Below are 16,068 nucleotides of genomic sequence, written 5' to 3'. Positions count from 1 at the left end.
CGCTTGTCAGTGGCAGCCGCTAGCGTCGGCGGACGTGAAGCGAACGAACCAGAAACCGGTGGCACCCATGGCAGGAACCGACCGTGAGAAGGCGCTCGACGCCGCGCTCGCGCAGATTGAACGGCAGTTCGGCAAGGGCGCCGTGATGCGCCTGGGCGAGCGGCCGAACGAGCCCATCGAGGTCATCCCCACCGGATCGACCGCGCTGGACGTCGCGCTCGGCGTCGGCGGCCTGCCACGCGGGCGCGTGGTGGAGGTCTACGGCCCGGAGTCCTCGGGCAAGACGACACTCACGCTCCACGCGGTGGCCAACGCCCAGAAGGCCGGCGGCACGGTCGCCTTCGTCGACGCTGAACACGCGCTGGACCCGGAGTACGCCAAGAAGCTCGGAGTGAACGTCGATCAGCTGATCCTCTCCCAGCCGGACAACGGCGAGCAGGCGCTGGAGATCACCGACATGCTGATCAGGTCCGGCGCGCTGGACCTGATCGTGGTCGACTCGGTGGCGGCCCTGGTGCCGCGCGCGGAGATCGAGGGCGAGATGGGTGACTCCCACGTCGGTCTCCAGGCCCGCCTGATGAGCCAGGCGCTGCGCAAGATCACCGGTGCCCTGAGCCAGTCGAAGACGACAGCGATCTTCATCAACCAGCTCCGCGAGAAGGTCGGCGTCATGTTCGGGTGCATGTCCTACGGGACAAAGGTCACCCTCGCGGACGGCACTCAAGAGAAGATCGGCAAAATCGTCCGTCAAAAGATGGACGTGGAGGTCTTGTCTTACGACCCCGAGGCCGACCGGATCGTGCCGCGCCGCATCACCAACTGGTTCGACAACGGCGATGCCGAGCGGTTCCTGCAGTTCACCGTGGCCAGGTCCGGGGGCAACGGCAGGGCGCGGTTCGCGGCCACCGAGAACCACCTCGTTCGCACGCCAGGGGGCTGGCGTGAGGCCGGTGAGCTCCTTGCCGGAGACCGGGTGCTGCTGGCCGAGAAGAAGCTGCTCAGCACCCAGCAGGAACAGATGATTCTCGGTTCCGTGATGGGGGACGGCAGCCTGTCGCCCGACCGGCGCGAGCGCTCAGGTGTGCGCTTCCGGATGGGGCATGGCGCTGAGCAGGCCGCTTACCTTGACTGGAAGGTGTCACTGCTCGGCAACATCGGGTGCACCCGCAGCACGAATGCCAAGGGAGCGGTCTTCGCCGACTTCACACCCCTCCCCGAGCTGGAGGAGCTGCGGCAGGTCGTCTACTTCGGGGACGGCAAGAAGCACATCACCTGGGAACATCTCAAGGCCATGACGCCGCTCGCGCTGGCGGTCTGGTACATGGACGACGGCTGCTTCACCGTGCGTTCCCAGGGCCTCCAGGCGCGTACCGAGGGCGGCAGCGGGCGGGTCGAAATCTGCGTGGAGGCGATGAGCGAGGGCTCGCGTGACCGTATCGTCGACTATCTGCGTGACACCCACGGTCTTGATGTGAAGCTGCGCCTCTCCGGAGCACGGCAGGTGGCCGTGCTCCAGTTCTCCACCGAGGCGTCCGCTGCTTTCCAGAAGCTGGTGGCGCCCTACATCCACCCTTCGATGGAATACAAGCTTCTCCCCCGCTTCCGTGGCCAGTTCACCGTCGAGCCACAGTTCTCGGCAGAGGCCCAGCGGCTCGTCGCCTCCCGTGTGCTGGACATTCACGTCAAGCCGCCGACCCGGTCCATGCGCAAGTTCGACATCGAAGTGGAGGGCACCCACAATTACTTCGTCGACGGCGTGATGGTGCACAACAGCCCCGAGACCACGACCGGTGGCCGCGCGCTGAAGTTCTATTCGTCGGTGCGGCTGGACATCCGCCGCATTGAGACGCTGAAGGACGGCACGGACGCGGTGGGCAACCGCACCCGGGTCAAGGTCGTGAAGAACAAGGTCGCTCCGCCTTTCAAGCAAGCGGAGTTCGACATTCTCTACGGCATGGGCATCAGCCGTGAGGGCGGCCTGATCGATATGGGCGTGGAGAACGGCTTCATCCGCAAGTCCGGAGCCTGGTACACCTACGAGGGCGACCAGCTGGGCCAGGGCAAGGAGAACGCCCGCAACTTCCTGCGCGACAACCCGGATCTGGCCAACGAGATCGAGAAGAAGATCAAGGACAAGCTGGGCATCGGCGTGCGGCCACAGGAACCCGTGGTCGAGCCGGGCCCGGACGCGGCCACAGGCACGGCACCGGCCGCTGAGCCCGCCGCCAAGTCCGCACCGGCGACGGCTGCCAAGGGGAGGGCCGCCAAGTCCGCCAGCCCGGCCAAGAGCTGACCCGGGCACGGTATGACACGGCGTACCGACTGGCCGGAGCACAGCGCCCCGAGCAGCCCGCCACCCCAAGACGGCGGTGCCGTCTCCTCGTCGAGGGCCGAGGAGACGGCACCGCCCACGCCCCAGGGCTCAAAGGACCCGCCGCAGGACCCGGTGGAGCGGGCGCGCGCTGTCTGCCTGCGGCTGCTGACGGGCACGCCCCGCACCCGGGCCCAGCTCGCCGAAGCCCTGCGCAAGCGGGAGATCCCGGACGAGGCAGCCGAGGAGGTGCTGTCCCGCTTCGAGGAGGTGGGGCTGATCGACGACGCGAGCTTCGCCGACGCCTGGGTGGAATCCCGGCACCACAGCCGGGGCCTGGCCCGCCGGGCGCTGGCCCGCGAGCTGCGCACCCGGGGCGTGGACGCGGCGGTCATCGACGACGCGCTGGGCCAGCTCGGCTCCGCGCAGGAGGAGGAGACAGCCCGCGCGCTGGTTGACCGCAAGCTCCGCTCCACCCGGGGCCTGCCCCCAGACAAGCGGGTGCGCCGCCTCGCTGGCCTGCTCGCCCGCCGTGGCTATCCCGAGGGTCTGGCGCTGCGCGTCGTCCGCCAGGCCCTGGAGGCGGAGGACGAGGAGGATACGGAGCTGCTGGAGGAGTACCTGCCGGAGGCTTAGGTGATCGCAGGTCCCGATCCCAGCGTGCCGGGACAACACGCTGAAGCTCCGGGCTGGGACGACTGCGGGAGCCGTGTCCTGGCTGGGGCGGCGAGGCGTGCTGCGGCGGGAGGCATCCCGTCGGGGTGGCACCCGCGCTGGCCACGTTGCGGCAGGCGTTGGGCGGCCAAGGGCCGCGCGAGGCGACGTGCGTGGGTCCTGGCGTCGGAGACCGGGGGTGTGATCAGGGTGCCGTTCGGGGGAGGGTGAGTGTCGCGCGGAGGCCGTTCGGGTCGCCGGGTGTGTGGGCCAGGGTGGCGTCGCCTGCGGCGAGCAGGGCGCGGGCGATGGACAGGCCCAGGCCGGAGCCGGAGACGTTCTGGTGGCGGCTGCTGCGCCAGAAGCGGTCACCGATGCGTTCCAGCTCGTCCGGGGTCAGGCCCGGCCCGCCGTCGGCGACCTCGATGGTGACCTGGTCGCCCGCCGCCGCGACGGACACGGTGACGGCCGCGCCCCCGGGCGTGAACTTCACCGCGTTGTCCACCACGGCGTCCAGCGCGCTGGACAGGGCCACCGGGTCCGCCCAGGCGGTGACGGCGGTGGCCCCGGCGGAGTTCAGCGTGACGCCTTTGCGTTCGGCCACCGGGCGCCAGGCGGCGACGCGTTCGGCGGCGATCTCGCCCACGTCCGTCAGCCGCAGGTCGGTGCGGCTGTGCTCGGCCGTCGCCAGCCCGAGCAGGTCGTCGAGCACCCGGGCCAGCCGCTTGCCCTCGCTCTGTACGGAGGCGAAGTCCGCGCTGCCCTCCGGCAGCTGAAGGCCCAGCAGTTCGATCCGCAGCAACAGCGCGGACAGCGGGTTGCGCAACTGGTGCGAGGCGTCGGCGACGAATGCCCGCTGCTGCTCCAGGATGTCCTCGACGTGGTCGGCCATCTCGTTGAAGGAGTGCGCCAGCCGCCGCAGTTCCGGCGGCCCGCCGGCCGCGGCGACGCGCGAGGTGAGCCGCCCGGTGCTGATGTCGTGCGCGGCCTTGTCCAGGTCGCGCACCGGCCGCAGCACCCACCCGGCCAGCCGGGAGGCCGCGCCCAGCGCCAGCAGCATCGCGGCTGCCTCACCCGCCGCCAGCGGCAGCCAGGCGCGCAGGATGCGGGAACGCAGTGGTCCGGTGGGCGAGTCGGTCAGCACGACGGCTACCACGTCGCCGTCCCGGATGACCGGTGAGGCGACGGCGATGCGGCTGGTCTGCCACGGCCACACCTGCGGCGGGTCGTGGCTGCGCCGCCCGGCCAGCGCCTCGGCGAACGCTGCCGCCCCCTGGCCCGCGCGGGGTATCCGCCATCCGTCGGGTGCGGCGGCCATCGCCCGCCCGTCGCGGTAGAAGACAGCCGCGCGGATGCCGTAGAGCTCGTGGTAGCGGGCCAGTTCCTGGGTGAGTGTGGCCAGCCGCTCGTCCTGCGCCTCCTCGGCGACCCGCCGCTCGGCGTTCGCGCGACCCTCGGGGGGCGGACGTTCGGTGACGAACTGCGCGAGGGCGGCGAACCGCGCGGTGTCGTCGATGCGGTCGATCACCAGGCGCTGCTGCTGGGCGGCGGCCATGCTCGCGGCTAGCGGAAAGCCGAGCGCGAGGAGCACACCGGCCATCAGGACGATGAGCAGCGGCAGCAGGCGGGCACGCACCGCGGCAGGCTACCGGCTCAGACGGCCGGGGCGGACAGCCGGTAGCCGACGCCGCGCACGGTCTCGATCAGGGCGGGCAGCCCGAGTTTCGCGCGCAGCGAGGCGACGTGGACCTCCAGCGTGCGCCCCGTGCCTTCCCAGCTGGTGCGCCACACCTCGCTGATGATCTGTTCGCGCCGGTAGACGACGCCGGGCCGCTGGGCGAGGAGGGCGAGCAGGTCGAACTCCTTACGGGTCAGCGCCACGTCCTGGCCGCCGACGCTCACCCGGCGCCCGGCGGGTTCGATCAGCACCGGGCCGATGCGCAGGCCCGGCTCGGCGGCCTGACCGCCCGCGTCCACACGGTCGGCATCAGGCCGCTCCGGCGCGCCTGCGGAACCGGCTGCCTCCCCAGCGCCCGTTTCGGGAGCGGGCGAGCGCCGGCTGACGGCGTGGATGCGGGCCAGCAGCTCGCCGGTGTCATAGGGCTTGACCACGTAGTCGTCGGCGCCGAGGTTGAGCCCGTGGATGCGGGAGCGCACATCCGCCCGCGCCGTCACCATGATTACCGGTGTGCCGCTCTGGCGTCGGATGCGGCCGCAGACCTCGAAACCGTTCTGGTCGGGCAGGCCGATGTCGAGGAGCACCACCGAGAACGGGGCACGGTCGGCGTCGGGCAGCAGGTGCTCCAGCGCCTCCTCGCCGCTGCGGGCGTGCACGACCCGGAACCCGTGCCGGGTGAGCACGGCGGACAGGGCGGCGGCGACGTGGTCGTCGTCCTCCACCAGCAGCAGCCGCATGCCGCCTCCCGTCCGCGCGCGGCGCCCACCGCCGCTGGTCGCCGTCCTCGTTCCGCCGGTCTTACGCCGCTCGCCAGCGTGCCGTTACCTAGCATCCACGCCGATCGCACGCCCGCACGTCAAGGCAGCCCGGACCAGCTCGGGCCACCGTTATGCAGCCGGAACGCGCCCGGAACCTCCTGTTACGCACCGTGGTTGCCGGTGTCCAGATCGTTATGCTCAATTTCCCCTCAGATGTGATGACGCCGGTTCGGGCACCTCATTAAGGTCCCCTCAACCGATGAGGACGGAGCGAGTGACGCCGATGAGCGCAGTATCGGTGACGAAGGACGAGGGCGCCGCATCCGCGGGCGAGCCGCTGGTCGTCCTGGACCAGGTCAACAAGCACTTCGGTGCGCTGCACGTGCTCCAGGACATCGACCTGACGATCGCCCGGGGCGAGGTGGTCGTCGTGATCGGTCCCTCGGGGTCCGGCAAGTCCACGTTGTGCCGCACCATCAACCGGCTGGAGACGATCGACTCCGGCACGATCTCCATCGACGGGCACCCGCTGCCCGCCGAGGGCAGGGAACTGGCCAGACTGCGTGCCGACGTCGGCATGGTCTTCCAGTCCTTCAACCTGTTCGCGCACAAGACGGTGCTGGAGAACGTGACGCTCGGCCAGCTCAAGGTGCGCAAGAAGCCCAAGAAGGAGGCCGACGAACGCGCCCGCGCCCTGCTGGACCGGGTGGGCGTCGGCAACCAGGCGGACAAGTACCCCGCGCAGCTCTCCGGCGGCCAGCAGCAGCGCGTGGCGATCGCCCGGGCGCTGGCGATGGAGCCGAAGGTCATGCTCTTCGACGAGCCGACCTCCGCGCTGGACCCGGAGATGATCAACGAGGTCCTGGAGGTCATGCAGCAGCTGGCACGTGACGGGATGACGATGGTTGTCGTCACCCACGAGATGGGCTTCGCCCGCTCGGCCGCGAACCGCGTCGTCTTCATGGCTGACGGCCGGATCGTCGAAGAGGCCACCCCGGACCAGTTCTTCAACAACCCGCGCAGTGACCGGGCCAAGGACTTCCTGTCGAAGATCCTCGCGCACTGACACGCTTCTTTGGGCGCCGCATCCGACGGGCCGGCCCGCTCGCCATTTCACCTAGTTCACCAAGGGAAACGCATCATGAGACTCCGTACCACTGGTGCCGCCGCCGCGGCCGTCCTCGCCCTCTCCCTCACCGCTACCGCGTGCGGCGGCGGCAGCGGTGACGGCGGGGATGGCGGCGATGGCGACAAGATCGCGATCGGCATCAAGTTCGACCAGCCCGGTCTGGGCCTGAAGGCCAAGGACGGCGGCTATGAGGGATTCGACGTCGATGTCGCCACCTACATCGCCGGCGAACTGGGCTACGAGCCCGGCCAGATCGACTGGGTCGAGGCGCCCAGCGCGGAGCGCGAGAACCTCATCTCCCGCGGTGACGTGGACCTCGTCGTCGCGACGTACTCGATCACTCCGGAGCGCAAGGAGAAGGTCAACTTTGCCGGGCCCTACATGATCGCCCACCAGGACCTGCTGATCCGGGCGGACGAGGAAGGCATCACCGAGGCGACGGACCTCAACGATAAAAAGCTGTGCTCAGTCAAGGGCTCCACCTCCGCGCAGAACATCAAGGAGAAGCTGGCTTCCGACACGAACCTGCAGACCTACGGCACCTACTCCGAGTGCCTGACCGGCCTGACGAACGGCGCCGTGGACGCGATCACCACCGATGACGCCATCCTCGCCGGATACGCCGCGCAGTCGCAGCACGAAGGCAAGTTCAAGCTCGCCGGGCTGAGCCTCAAAGACGAGCACTACGGCGTCGGCATGAAGAAGGGCGACACCGAGCTCCAGAGCGACGTCAACGCCGCCCTCGAGAAGATGGTCGAGGACGGCACCTGGAAGGAGTCGGTGGAGGAGCACTTCGGCCCGGCGGGTTACGACCCGGGTGAGGCTCCGGAGATCACCGAGAAGAGCTGACCCACAGGCGGCAGACGACCACCGGGCGCGCCGGGGCCACCTGGCGCGCCCGCTTTCCTTGAGGTGAGAGCGCGGTAGACAGTGTTCGACTTTCTTGATCTGGAACGGTACGACCTTTTCGGGGCGTTCTGGGTGACGGTGCAGCTCACCGTCTTCTCCGGCATCGGCGCGCTGGTGTGGGGCACCATCCTCGCGGGCATGCGGGTCAGCCCGGTACCGGTGATGCGGGCCTTCGGCACCGGGTACGTCAACGTCGTCCGGAACACACCGCTGACGCTCATCATCGTGTTCTGCTCCCTGGGGCTGAACCAGACGCTTGGTATCGCGTTGCTGGGCGAGGACTTCGAGGTCATCAACTTCCGCCTGGCGATCCTGGGGCTGGCCGCCTACACCGCCAGCTTCGTCTGTGAGGCCGTGCGGTCGGGCATCAACACGGTGCCAATGGGACAGGCGGAGGCGGCACGGGCGCTGGGCCTCGGGTTCGGGCAGGTGCTGCGGCTCATCGTGCTGCCGCAAGCCTTCCGCAGCGTGATCGCGCCGCTGGCGAATGTCTTGATCGCTCTCACCAAGAACACCACGGTCGCCTCGGCGATCGGCGTGGCGGAAGCCGCGTTCCTCATGAGCGAGATGATCGAAAACGAGTCCGACGCGGTGCTGCTGGTCTTCAGCACCTTCGCCCTGGGCTTCATCCTCCTGACCCTGCCGACGGGGCTGCTCCTCGGCCGGCTCAGCAAGCGCGTGGCGGTGAAGCGATGAGTTCCGTCCTCTACGACACCCCCGGACCACGCGCACGGGTGCGCAACGTCCTCTACACGATCGGTTTCCTGGCTCTGGCGGCACTGGGACTGTGGTGGGTGCTGTCCACCATGGGCGATAAGGGCCAGTTGGAAGCCGACAAGTGGCTGCCGTTCGTCGACGACTCGCGGGTGTGGACGACGTACTTCCTGCCGGGTCTGGTCAACACCCTCAAGGCCGCCGCGCTGGCCATGGTCATCGCGCTCCCGCTGGGCGCCGGGCTCGGCATCGCCCGTCTCTCCGCCCACGCCTGGGTGCGGGGACCGGCAGGCGCCGTCGTGGAGTTCTTCCGCGCCATCCCGGTGCTGCTGCTGATGTTCTTCGCCAACACCGGCTACGCGATGTGGACCGACATCGACCGCGAGGTCCGGCCGCTGTACGCCGTCGTCACGGGCCTGGTGCTCTACAACGCCTCCGTCCTCGCCGAGGTGGTGCGCGCGGGCATCCTGTCCCTGCCGCGGGGCCAGACCGACGCGGCGCAGGCGATCGGTATGCGCAGGTGGCAGATCCTGGCCTTTGTCCTGCTGCCGCAGGCGGTCACCGCGATGCTGCCCGCCATCGTCAGCCAGCTCGTGGTCATCGTGAAGGACACCGCACTCGGCGGCGCCCTGCTCGGCTTCAGCGAGCTGCTGCGCGCGGCTGGCCTGATCAGCGCCAACTATGGCAACACCATCGCCGCCTACGCCGTGTGCGCTCTGCTCTTCGTCCTGCTCAACTTTCTGCTCACCAGCTTCGCCAGCTGGCTGGAGGGACGCCTGCGCCGGGCCAAGCGCTCCTCCGGTGCCGTGGTGGGCACCGAGCAGCTGGAGGAGCTGGAGAACGCCGGGCCCGAGCCGGTGACCGAGGGCGGGGACGGGCAGGTCCGCAAGACCTGACGGGCGAACGCCCGCAGCCCACTGCCCGTACGGCCGTCACTTGACGGGCGAACGGGCAGTGGGTTGCATACCGGTGTGATCACGCACCACTCCCGGCCCTGTGGCCCACTTCCCTCCTCCAGCGGGGCCCGCCAGCCGGGCGTGGGGAGCCGGAAGCCGCTGTCGTGGAGCCGGTGATCGTGGTCGGCGCGGGCCCGGTGGGGCTCGCGCTGACGCTTGCCCTGGCCCGGCACGAGGTGCCCTCGGTGCTGCTGGACGCCGGTGACGGCCCAAGCGAGCCCCGTCCCGCGCGGACCTGCGTGCTGCGGCCCGACACCACCGCGCTCGCACACCGCCTCGCGGGCGGAGCTGAGTCGGCGGAATCCTCCGGGTTGTCCGGCACCCACTGGCGGGCGTGGCGCACGCTGCGGCGTCGGCAGACGGTGCGCCACGTCGAGTTCGCCCCCGGTGCCGCGCCCTTCCACCTCGCGCAGCACACACTGACCGGGGCGCTGGCCGCCGCCGCGCACCGCAGCGAGCTGATCGACGTCGTACCGCACCGGCGGCTGACGGAGCTGGAGCAGCACCCCGGCGGGGTCCGCGCGCGCACGGCGGGCGGGCTGGGCGTCACCTGGTCGGGCAGCTACCTGGTGGGCTGCGACGGCGCCCGCTCCACCGTCCGCAAGCTGCTCGGCGTCCGCTTTCCGGGCCGCACCTCGGTGGAGCGGCGGGCGGTGGCGACGGTGCGCTGCGCCCTGCCGTGGCCCCAGGAGGCGCTGCTGCACCGCGAGCTCCCCGGGGCCGGGGGCGAGGTGAGCGCCCGCTCGCTGCCGGGCGGCCGGTGGCGGCTGGACTGGCGGCTGCCGCCGCGCGGCGACCTCGTCACCCCGGACGTGCTCATCGAACGCGTCCAGCGCACGCTGACCGCCTGGTCGGACCCGGACGCGCCGCCCGCCTACGAACTGCTCGACACCGGCGTGCACACCGCGCACCAGCGCATCGCGCGGCGCTGGCGCCAGGGCCGGGTGTTCCTCGCCGGGGACGCGGCCCGGCTGCTGGGCGCGCTGGGCACGCAGAGCGTGGACGAGGGCTTGCGCGACGCCGACAACCTGGCGTGGAAGCTGGCCCTGGCCTGGCACGGCGGTGCCGGTGACGCCCTGCTGGACAGCTACGAATCCGAGCGGCGCGGTGCGTCGGTGGCCCGGCTGCGCGCGCTGGACCAGGCGCTGCCGCTGGTGCAGGACACGAGTCCGCTGCGCTCGCTGCTCCCCGGCGGCCGTGGTCCGCTCGGCCTGCTCACCGACGGCCACGTCGGCGAGGGCACGCTGGGCGCGCCCGGCGGCTACGCGCACTCCCCGCTGACGTCGGATTCCGCCGCCTTCGGGGTGGCCACCGCGCCGGGCGGCGTCGTGGACGACGTTCCCGTCACCCCACCCGGCGGGGAACGCTGCCCGCTGCGGCGGCGGCTGGGGCGCGGACTGCTGGTGGTGCTCGTGGCGCCCGGGGCGCGGGTGTGGGAAAGCCGCCACTGGATGCACGCCGGGGTCATGCCGCAGCTGGCCGCCGCCGTGCGCGCGCTGCCGCTGCCCGCCGAGCTGCTGGTCGCCGAGGCGTACCCGGGCGCCGCCCCGCACACCTGCTTGGTGGTGCGGCCCGATGGCCACCTGGCCGCCGTCCTGCCCGGGGTGGACGCCGAGGCGCTGGCCGCCTGCGCGGTGGCCCTCGGCGGTGGCCCTGTCGATGGCGCCGTCAGGGCTTGACGGCGCGGTAGTAGCGCTGCGCGCCCAGGTGCAGCGGCACCGGGTCGGTGTAGATCGCGGTGCGCAGGTCCACGCGCTGGGCAGCGTGCACCTGCCGGGCGATGCCGTCCCGGCTGTTGATCAGCACCCGGGTCAGAGCTTCGGCGACGTCGGCGTCCACCCGCTCGGCCGTCACCAGCAGGTTGGCCACCGCGATCGTCTCGATGCCCTCCCCGCGCTGCACGGACGGGTAGGCGTCGGCGGGCATCACCGCCGCCCGGTAGTGCCGCGCCTGCCGCCCCTGTGCGTGCAGCGCCGGTACCAGGTCGCCCAGTTCGACCAGGCGGATCTCGCTGCGCCCGGCCAGCCGCTGGATCGCGGTGGTGGGCAGCCCGCCCGTCCAGAAGAACGCGTCCAGCCGGTCCGACTCCAGCATCCCGGGCAGGGTGTCGATGCCCTCGTAGGCGGCGGTGATGTCCTCGTCCGGGTCCAGTCCGGCGGCGGCCAGCACCCGGCGGGCGATGGGGCGCACCCCGGACTCCGGCTCGCCCACGCCCACCCGGAGCCCGGCCAGGTCGGCCGCGTGCCGTACGGGGGAGTCGGCGGGGACGACGAGCTGCACGTAGTCGTCGTACAGCCGGGCGCAGGCCCGCAGTCCTGCGGCCTCGGCGCCGGAGCGGGCCAGGCGGGCGGCGACCGCGTCAGCCTGCGCGATGGTGAAGTCGGCCTCGCCGGACAGCACGCGGTCGATGTTCTCCCCCGAGCCCTGGCTCGGCAGCAGCTCGATGTCCACCTCCGGCAGCTGCCCGGCCGCCCGCTCCCGCAGCAGCGCCCCGTACCGCTCGTAGACGCCGGTGGGCGCGCCGGTGGAGAAGACGATCCGCCCACCGGGACGTGGCCCGGAGTCCGCCGCCATCCACCAGCCGAGCAGGGCGAGCGCCAGCACGACGGCCACGGCGGCGCCGAACGCGCGGCGTCCGCCGGGCCGGACGCCGAAGGAGGTGCCGCGGGCGGAGAGCATGGGCCGATCCTGTCACCCCCGGCCGGGGGAACGGGAGGGGCGGGCCGGCCCCGGGAGGCGAAGGCAGCGGGAGGGGCACAGCCCGGGGGAGGCGGGGGAGCGGGACGGGCGGGCGCGGGGCCCAGGCGAACGCGTACCCTGGTCGACTGAGATGACTGCTGAGATGACCGCGAAGACCTATGAGCTGCGCACCTTCGGCTGCCAGATGAACGTCCACGACTCCGAGCGGATGGCCGGTCTGCTGGAGGACGCCGGTTACGTGCGCGCGCCAGGCGACGCCGACGGCGCGGACGTCGTCGTCTTCAACACCTGCGCGGTGCGGGAGAACGCCGACAACCGGCTGTACGGAAACCTGGGGCAGCTGGCGCCGAAGAAGGCCGCGCGGCCCGGGATGCAGATCGCGGTCGGCGGCTGCCTGGCGCAGAAGGACCGGGACACCATCGTCGCGAAGGCCCCCTGGGTCGATGTCGTCTTCGGCACCCACAACGTGGGCAAGCTGCCGGTGCTGCTGGAGCGGGCGCGGGTGCGAGCCGAGGCGCAGGTGGAGATCGCCGAGTCCCTGGAGGCGTTCCCCTCGACGCTGCCCACCCGGCGCGAGTCCGCCTACGCCGCCTGGGTCTCCGTCTCCGTCGGCTGCAACAACACCTGTACCTTCTGCATCGTCCCGCAGCTGCGCGGCAAGGAGAAGGACCGCAGGACGGGCGACATCCTCGCCGAGATCGAGGCGCTGGTCGCCGAGGGCGTCATCGAGATCACCCTGCTCGGCCAGAACGTCAACGCCTACGGCAGCGACATCGGCGACCGGCAGGCGTTCAGCAAGCTGCTGCGCGCCTGCGGTGAGATCGACGGCCTGGAGCGGGTGCGCTTCACCTCACCCCACCCGCGCGACTTCACCGACGACGTCATCGCCGCCATGGCCGAGACGCCGAACGTCATGCCGCAGCTGCACATGCCGCTGCAGTCCGGCTCCTCGCGGGTGCTGAAGGAGATGCGCCGCTCCTACCGCCAGGAGCGCTTTATGAGCATCATCGACAAGGTGCGCGCCGCCCTGCCGGACGCGGCCATCTCCACCGACATCATCGTCGGCTTCCCCGGGGAGACCGAAGAGGACTTCCTGCAGACGCTGCACGTGGTGCGCGAGGCCCGCTTCGCGCAGGCGTTCACCTTCCAGTACTCCAAGCGCCCCGGGACCCCGGCCGCCGAGATGGACGGCCAGATCCCCAAGGCCGTGGTGCAGGAGCGCTATGAGCGGCTCGTCGCACTGCAGGAGGAGATCTCCTGGGCGGAGAACAAGCGGCAGGTCGGCCGCACCCTGGAGGTGCTGGTCGCCGAGGGCGAGGGGCGCAAGGACGAGGCCACGCGCCGCCTGTCGGGCCGGGCGCCGGACAACCGGCTGGTGCACTTCACCCGGCCCGCGGAGCCGGTGCGTCCCGGAGACATGGTGCGCGTCGAGGTCACCTACGCCGCGCCGCACCACCTGCTGGCCGAGGGTCCCGCGCTCGGCGTGCGCCGCACCCGGGCCGGTGACGCCTGGGAGGCCCGTACCCCCGCCCCGGCCGGTGCCGCGGGCCCGGGGGTGCTGCTGGGGCTGCCGAAGGTCGGCGTCCCCGAGCCGCTGCCCGCGCAGCCTGGCGGGTGCGGCGTCTGCTGACCGGGGAGAGGCCGGGCGTCCGCAAGCCGGGGCGGCCGGTCGTGCCCGGACCGGGGTGGCCGGGCTATCCGGACGGTGAACCGGGGGACCGTCCGCACCCGTTGCCGAATTCACGGGACCGGGCCGGATAGGGGGTCACAGCCGCCGGGCGGCGCTAGGCTGCGCCCCATGCTTGCCGCTGCCGCTGCCTGCCCCTGCCCCCCACTGCTGGTGCCCGAGGTCGCGCGGGGCGCCGCCCACGAGATGGACGACGCCCGGGCCGCCTGCGCCGAAGCACTGGACGTTCTGGCCGCCGCCCGCCCCGACCGGCTCGTCGTCGTCGGCCCCGCCGATCCCGCTACTCGCGGCACCTTCCCGCCCGGAAGCCACGGCTCCTTCCGCGGCTTCGGCGTGGACCTCGACGTCACCCTCGGACACGGTCCGGGCGGTGACCGGCCGCTGCCCTCCTCCCTCGCCGTCGCCGCCTGGCTGCTGGCCCGCGCGGACTGGGACGCGGCGCCGGTGCGGGGAGTAGGCGTGGCGGAGACCCTGGCCCCCGAACGCTGCGCGGCCACCGGCCGTGAGCTGGCCGCCGACGGCGAGCGCATCGCCGTCCTGGCGATGGGTGACGGCAGCGCCTGCCGCACCCTGAAAGCCCCCGGGTACTTCGACGAGCGCGCCGCCGCCTTCGACGCGGAGACCGCACGTGCGCTGGGCACGGCCGACGCGGCGGTGCTGGGCGCGCTGGACGCCGAGCTTGGCTATGAGCTCCAGGTATCGGGCCGGGCGAGCTGGCAGGTGCTGGCCGCTGCTGTGGGCAACGCGCGCCTGTCCGGCAAGCTGCTGTACGACAGCGCGCCCTACGGTGTCGGCTACTTCGTGGCCTGCTGGTCCTGACGCCGCCCCTCCGGGCGGTCACGGGCTCCGGACCCCGGGTGGGGCGCATTGGCCATGGCCCTGGCGCCGGTGACGACAGAGTGGGTGGGGCGGTCAGTACCCCTGGCCGCCCGGTGGCCGCTGCCCGTCCTGGCCTCCCGGACCCTCCGGCCCACGGTAGCCCTGCGGGCCACCGCCAGGTCCGCCCTGGCTGGGCGGACCGCCCGGACTCGCGGGACCACCGTGCGTCCTGCGGTGCTCGTCGGCCATCCGGGCCGCGGCCTGCTTGGCCTTCGTGCTGCCCGTCCTGAGCTGGCGGCTGTACTTGCCCTTGGTCCTTTTGTCGGCTGTCCGGGCGGCCGCGTCTACTGCCTTGCCGACCTTGCTCTCGTGCTTGACGAGCAGGGCCTTGAACTTGTCCAGCATGCTCATGGCGGTCACTTTCCTGGGGATGGGGACTCAGGTGGTTCGGGTGCCGTCGCCGCTTTCGGTGTTCGCGGCTTCGCCGGCCGACTGCTGCTCGGAATCTGCCCCTCAGAGCTCTTCCCACTCCCCCAGAACTCGAGTGGCGCCACGCGGCGCGACCTTTGATGGGCCAACGACGGTGACCCCGGCGCGTCACGTCGCCCGTTCGTGCGTTCACCCGCTCGTCTCACTCAGCGCGTGCTCCCTCCAGTCGTCGGAGGGTGGCGCCGTTTGCGAAACTGGCCGGTGTGAACAGCCCCGCCTCTCCCTCTCCCCTCCCCGTACCGCAGGTCATCGCCGTCGTCGGCCCGACCGCGGCCGGAAAGTCCGACCTCGGTGTGGTCCTCGCCCGGGAGCTGGGCGGCGAGGTGATCAACGCCGACTCGATGCAGCTCTACCGGGGCATGGACATCGGCACCGCCAAGCTGTCGCGCGCCGAGCGGCAGGGGGTGCCGCACCGGCTGCTGGACATCTGGGACGTCACCGAGGCCGCCAGCGTCGCCGAGTACCAGCGCCTGGCGCGGGCGGAGATCGACCGACTGCTGGCGGCGGGCCGGGTGCCGGTGCTCGTCGGCGGCTCGGGCCTGTACGTGCGCGGCGCGCTGGACGCCCTGGAGTTCCCCGGCACCGACCCGGCCGTGCGTGCGCGCCTGGAGGCGGAGCTGGCCGACGCCGGGTCCGGCGAGCTGCACCGCAGGCTCGCCGCGGCCGACCCCGACGCGGCGCGGGCCATCCTGCCCGGCAACGGACGCCGCATTGTGCGGGCGCTGGAAGTCATCGAACTCACCGGCCGCCCCTTTACCGCCCACCTGCCCGACCCGGACGCCCGGCGCGACGTCTACGACACCCTCTACCTCGGCGTGGACGTCGCCCGCCGTGAACTGGATGAGCGCATCAGCCGCCGGGTGGACCTCATGTGGGAGGCCGGGCTCGTCGAAGAGGTGCGTGCCCTGGAGGCCGTCGGCCTGCGCGAAGGACGCACCGCGTCCCGCGCGCTCGGCTACCAGCAGGTGCTCGCGGCGTTCGCGGGGGAGTGCACGCTGGACGAGGCCCGGGCCGAGACCGTCCGTGCCACCAAGCGCTTCGCCCGCCGCCAGGACTCCTGGTTCCGCCGCGACGCGCGGGTGCACTGGCTGAGCGGCGCGGCCGAGCACCGGGACCGGCTGCCGGGACACGCGCTGGCGCTCCTCGAACGAGCGGTCACAGCCTGATCACGTCCTCGCATCGGGTGGCCCTAAGCGCCGTGAGCAGCCGTACGGGCGTGCCATTATCGACGCTCTGAGCCGCACATGCCGTGAAGTGGGGAGGG

At 71.9% G+C, this 16,068-nt stretch carries 13 protein-coding genes and 3 pseudogenes; 12 read left to right on the top strand and 4 right to left on the bottom strand.

What is annotated here, in order from left to right:
• Positions 1-67 precede the first annotated feature (67 nt).
• The 4 genes and pseudogenes from recA to recX all read left to right on the top strand — a co-directional run.
• Positions 68-676: pseudogene (recA, locus tag JJV70_RS23110) on the top strand (recombinase RecA); the annotation flags it as partial.
• Positions 671-1,531, top strand: a pseudogene (locus tag JJV70_RS23105) (recombinase RecA); the annotation flags it as partial. The pseudogenes recA and JJV70_RS23105, both read left to right, overlap by 6 nt.
• 105 nt (positions 1,532-1,636) lie before the next feature.
• A pseudogene (locus tag JJV70_RS23100) lies at positions 1,637-2,293 on the top strand (intein-containing recombinase RecA); the annotation flags it as partial.
• 12 nt (positions 2,294-2,305) lie between these two features.
• A complete protein-coding gene (gene recX / locus JJV70_RS01810; protein ID WP_219045690.1) occupies positions 2,306-2,947 on the top strand; it encodes a recombination regulator RecX in 642 nt (213 codons plus the stop codon).
• A 223-nt stretch (positions 2,948-3,170) separates the two neighbouring features.
• Here recX and JJV70_RS01805 read toward each other — a convergent pair whose 3' ends face one another.
• Positions 3,171-4,601, bottom strand: a complete 1,431-nt coding sequence (locus tag JJV70_RS01805) for a HAMP domain-containing sensor histidine kinase (RefSeq protein ID WP_219045689.1) — start codon at positions 4,599-4,601, stop codon at positions 3,171-3,173.
• Between the two features lie 17 nt (positions 4,602-4,618).
• Positions 4,619-5,380, bottom strand: coding sequence for a response regulator transcription factor (locus tag JJV70_RS01800; protein WP_219045688.1), 762 nt, complete (start codon positions 5,378-5,380; stop codon positions 4,619-4,621).
• 304 nt (positions 5,381-5,684) lie between these two features.
• Here JJV70_RS01800 and JJV70_RS01795 point away from each other — a divergent pair, with 304 nt between their 5' ends.
• The 5 genes from JJV70_RS01795 (at position 5,685) to JJV70_RS01775 (ending at position 10,788) form a co-directional block, all read left to right on the top strand.
• The gene (locus JJV70_RS01795) at positions 5,685-6,467 is read left to right on the top strand and encodes an amino acid ABC transporter ATP-binding protein (RefSeq protein ID WP_257573210.1); all 783 of its coding nucleotides are present in this window, start codon (positions 5,685-5,687) and stop codon (positions 6,465-6,467) included.
• A 75-nt stretch (positions 6,468-6,542) separates the two neighbouring features.
• Complete coding sequence (locus JJV70_RS01790; RefSeq protein ID WP_219045687.1) at positions 6,543-7,379, top strand: glutamate ABC transporter substrate-binding protein; 837 nt, start codon at positions 6,543-6,545, stop codon at positions 7,377-7,379.
• 81 nt (positions 7,380-7,460) lie between these two features.
• Positions 7,461-8,135 (top strand): amino acid ABC transporter permease, encoded by a 675-nt coding sequence (locus tag JJV70_RS01785; RefSeq protein ID WP_219045686.1) that lies wholly within the window; start codon positions 7,461-7,463, stop codon positions 8,133-8,135.
• Positions 8,132-9,049 carry an amino acid ABC transporter permease gene (locus JJV70_RS01780; RefSeq protein ID WP_219045685.1) on the top strand — a complete coding sequence of 306 codons (918 nt, stop codon included), beginning with the start codon at positions 8,132-8,134 and terminating at the stop codon, positions 9,047-9,049. The genes JJV70_RS01785 and JJV70_RS01780 overlap by 4 nt, the downstream gene beginning before the upstream one ends.
• A 164-nt stretch (positions 9,050-9,213) precedes the next feature.
• Positions 9,214-10,788: an FAD-dependent monooxygenase gene (locus JJV70_RS01775; RefSeq protein ID WP_219045684.1), complete on the top strand. Its 1,575-nt coding sequence runs from the start codon at positions 9,214-9,216 to the stop codon at positions 10,786-10,788.
• Here the strand turns inward: JJV70_RS01775 and JJV70_RS01770 are convergent.
• Positions 10,778-11,788 carry a TAXI family TRAP transporter solute-binding subunit gene (locus tag JJV70_RS01770; RefSeq protein ID WP_219045683.1) on the bottom strand — a complete coding sequence of 337 codons (1,011 nt, stop codon included), beginning with the start codon at positions 11,786-11,788 and terminating at the stop codon, positions 10,778-10,780. The genes JJV70_RS01775 and JJV70_RS01770 overlap by 11 nt on opposite strands.
• Positions 11,789-11,939: 151 nt before the next feature.
• On the opposite strand from JJV70_RS01770, the gene miaB reads away from it, so the two are divergent.
• On the top strand, positions 11,940-13,439 hold the full coding sequence (miaB, locus tag JJV70_RS01765; protein ID WP_257573138.1) for a tRNA (N6-isopentenyl adenosine(37)-C2)-methylthiotransferase MiaB: 1,500 nt from the start codon (positions 11,940-11,942) through the stop codon (positions 13,437-13,439).
• A gap of 168 nt (positions 13,440-13,607) precedes the next feature.
• Positions 13,608-14,315: a class III extradiol dioxygenase subunit B-like domain-containing protein gene (locus JJV70_RS01760; RefSeq protein ID WP_219045682.1), complete on the top strand. Its 708-nt coding sequence runs from the start codon at positions 13,608-13,610 to the stop codon at positions 14,313-14,315.
• A gap of 93 nt (positions 14,316-14,408) precedes the next feature.
• Here JJV70_RS01760 and JJV70_RS01755 read toward each other — a convergent pair whose 3' ends face one another.
• Positions 14,409-14,726, bottom strand: coding sequence for an antitoxin (locus JJV70_RS01755; RefSeq protein WP_219045681.1), 318 nt, complete (start codon positions 14,724-14,726; stop codon positions 14,409-14,411).
• A gap of 281 nt (positions 14,727-15,007) precedes the next feature.
• Between JJV70_RS01755 and miaA the strand changes: the two genes are divergently transcribed.
• The gene (gene miaA / locus JJV70_RS01750; protein WP_219045680.1) at positions 15,008-15,970 is read left to right on the top strand and encodes a tRNA (adenosine(37)-N6)-dimethylallyltransferase MiaA; all 963 of its coding nucleotides are present in this window, start codon (positions 15,008-15,010) and stop codon (positions 15,968-15,970) included.
• The last annotated feature ends 98 nt before the right edge of the window (positions 15,971-16,068 follow it).

Source organism: Streptomyces sp. JJ66 (assembly GCF_019303495.1).
Classification (GTDB): Bacteria; Actinomycetota; Actinomycetes; order Streptomycetales; family Streptomycetaceae; genus Streptomyces.
Note: the sequence above shows the minus strand (reverse complement) of the source record. Positions and strands in the feature narration are given on the sequence as shown.

Excerpts from the sequence above, each read along its gene's own strand:
- recX (WP_219045690.1), top strand. The coding sequence starts at position 2,306 with ATGACACGGCGTACCGACTGGCCGGAGCACAGCGCCCCGAGCAGCCCG.
- JJV70_RS01800 (WP_219045688.1), bottom strand. The coding sequence starts at position 5,380 with ATGCGGCTGCTGCTGGTGGAGGACGACGACCACGTCGCCGCCGCCCTG.
- JJV70_RS01795 (WP_257573210.1), top strand. The coding sequence starts at position 5,685 with ATGAGCGCAGTATCGGTGACGAAGGACGAGGGCGCCGCATCCGCGGGC.
- JJV70_RS01790 (WP_219045687.1), top strand. The coding sequence starts at position 6,543 with ATGAGACTCCGTACCACTGGTGCCGCCGCCGCGGCCGTCCTCGCCCTC.
- JJV70_RS01780 (WP_219045685.1), top strand. The coding sequence starts at position 8,132 with ATGAGTTCCGTCCTCTACGACACCCCCGGACCACGCGCACGGGTGCGC.
- JJV70_RS01770 (WP_219045683.1), bottom strand. The coding sequence starts at position 11,788 with ATGCTCTCCGCCCGCGGCACCTCCTTCGGCGTCCGGCCCGGCGGACGC.
- miaB (WP_257573138.1), top strand. The coding sequence starts at position 11,940 with ATGACTGCTGAGATGACCGCGAAGACCTATGAGCTGCGCACCTTCGGC.
- JJV70_RS01760 (WP_219045682.1), top strand. The coding sequence starts at position 13,608 with ATGCTTGCCGCTGCCGCTGCCTGCCCCTGCCCCCCACTGCTGGTGCCC.
- JJV70_RS01755 (WP_219045681.1), bottom strand. The coding sequence starts at position 14,726 with ATGAGCATGCTGGACAAGTTCAAGGCCCTGCTCGTCAAGCACGAGAGC.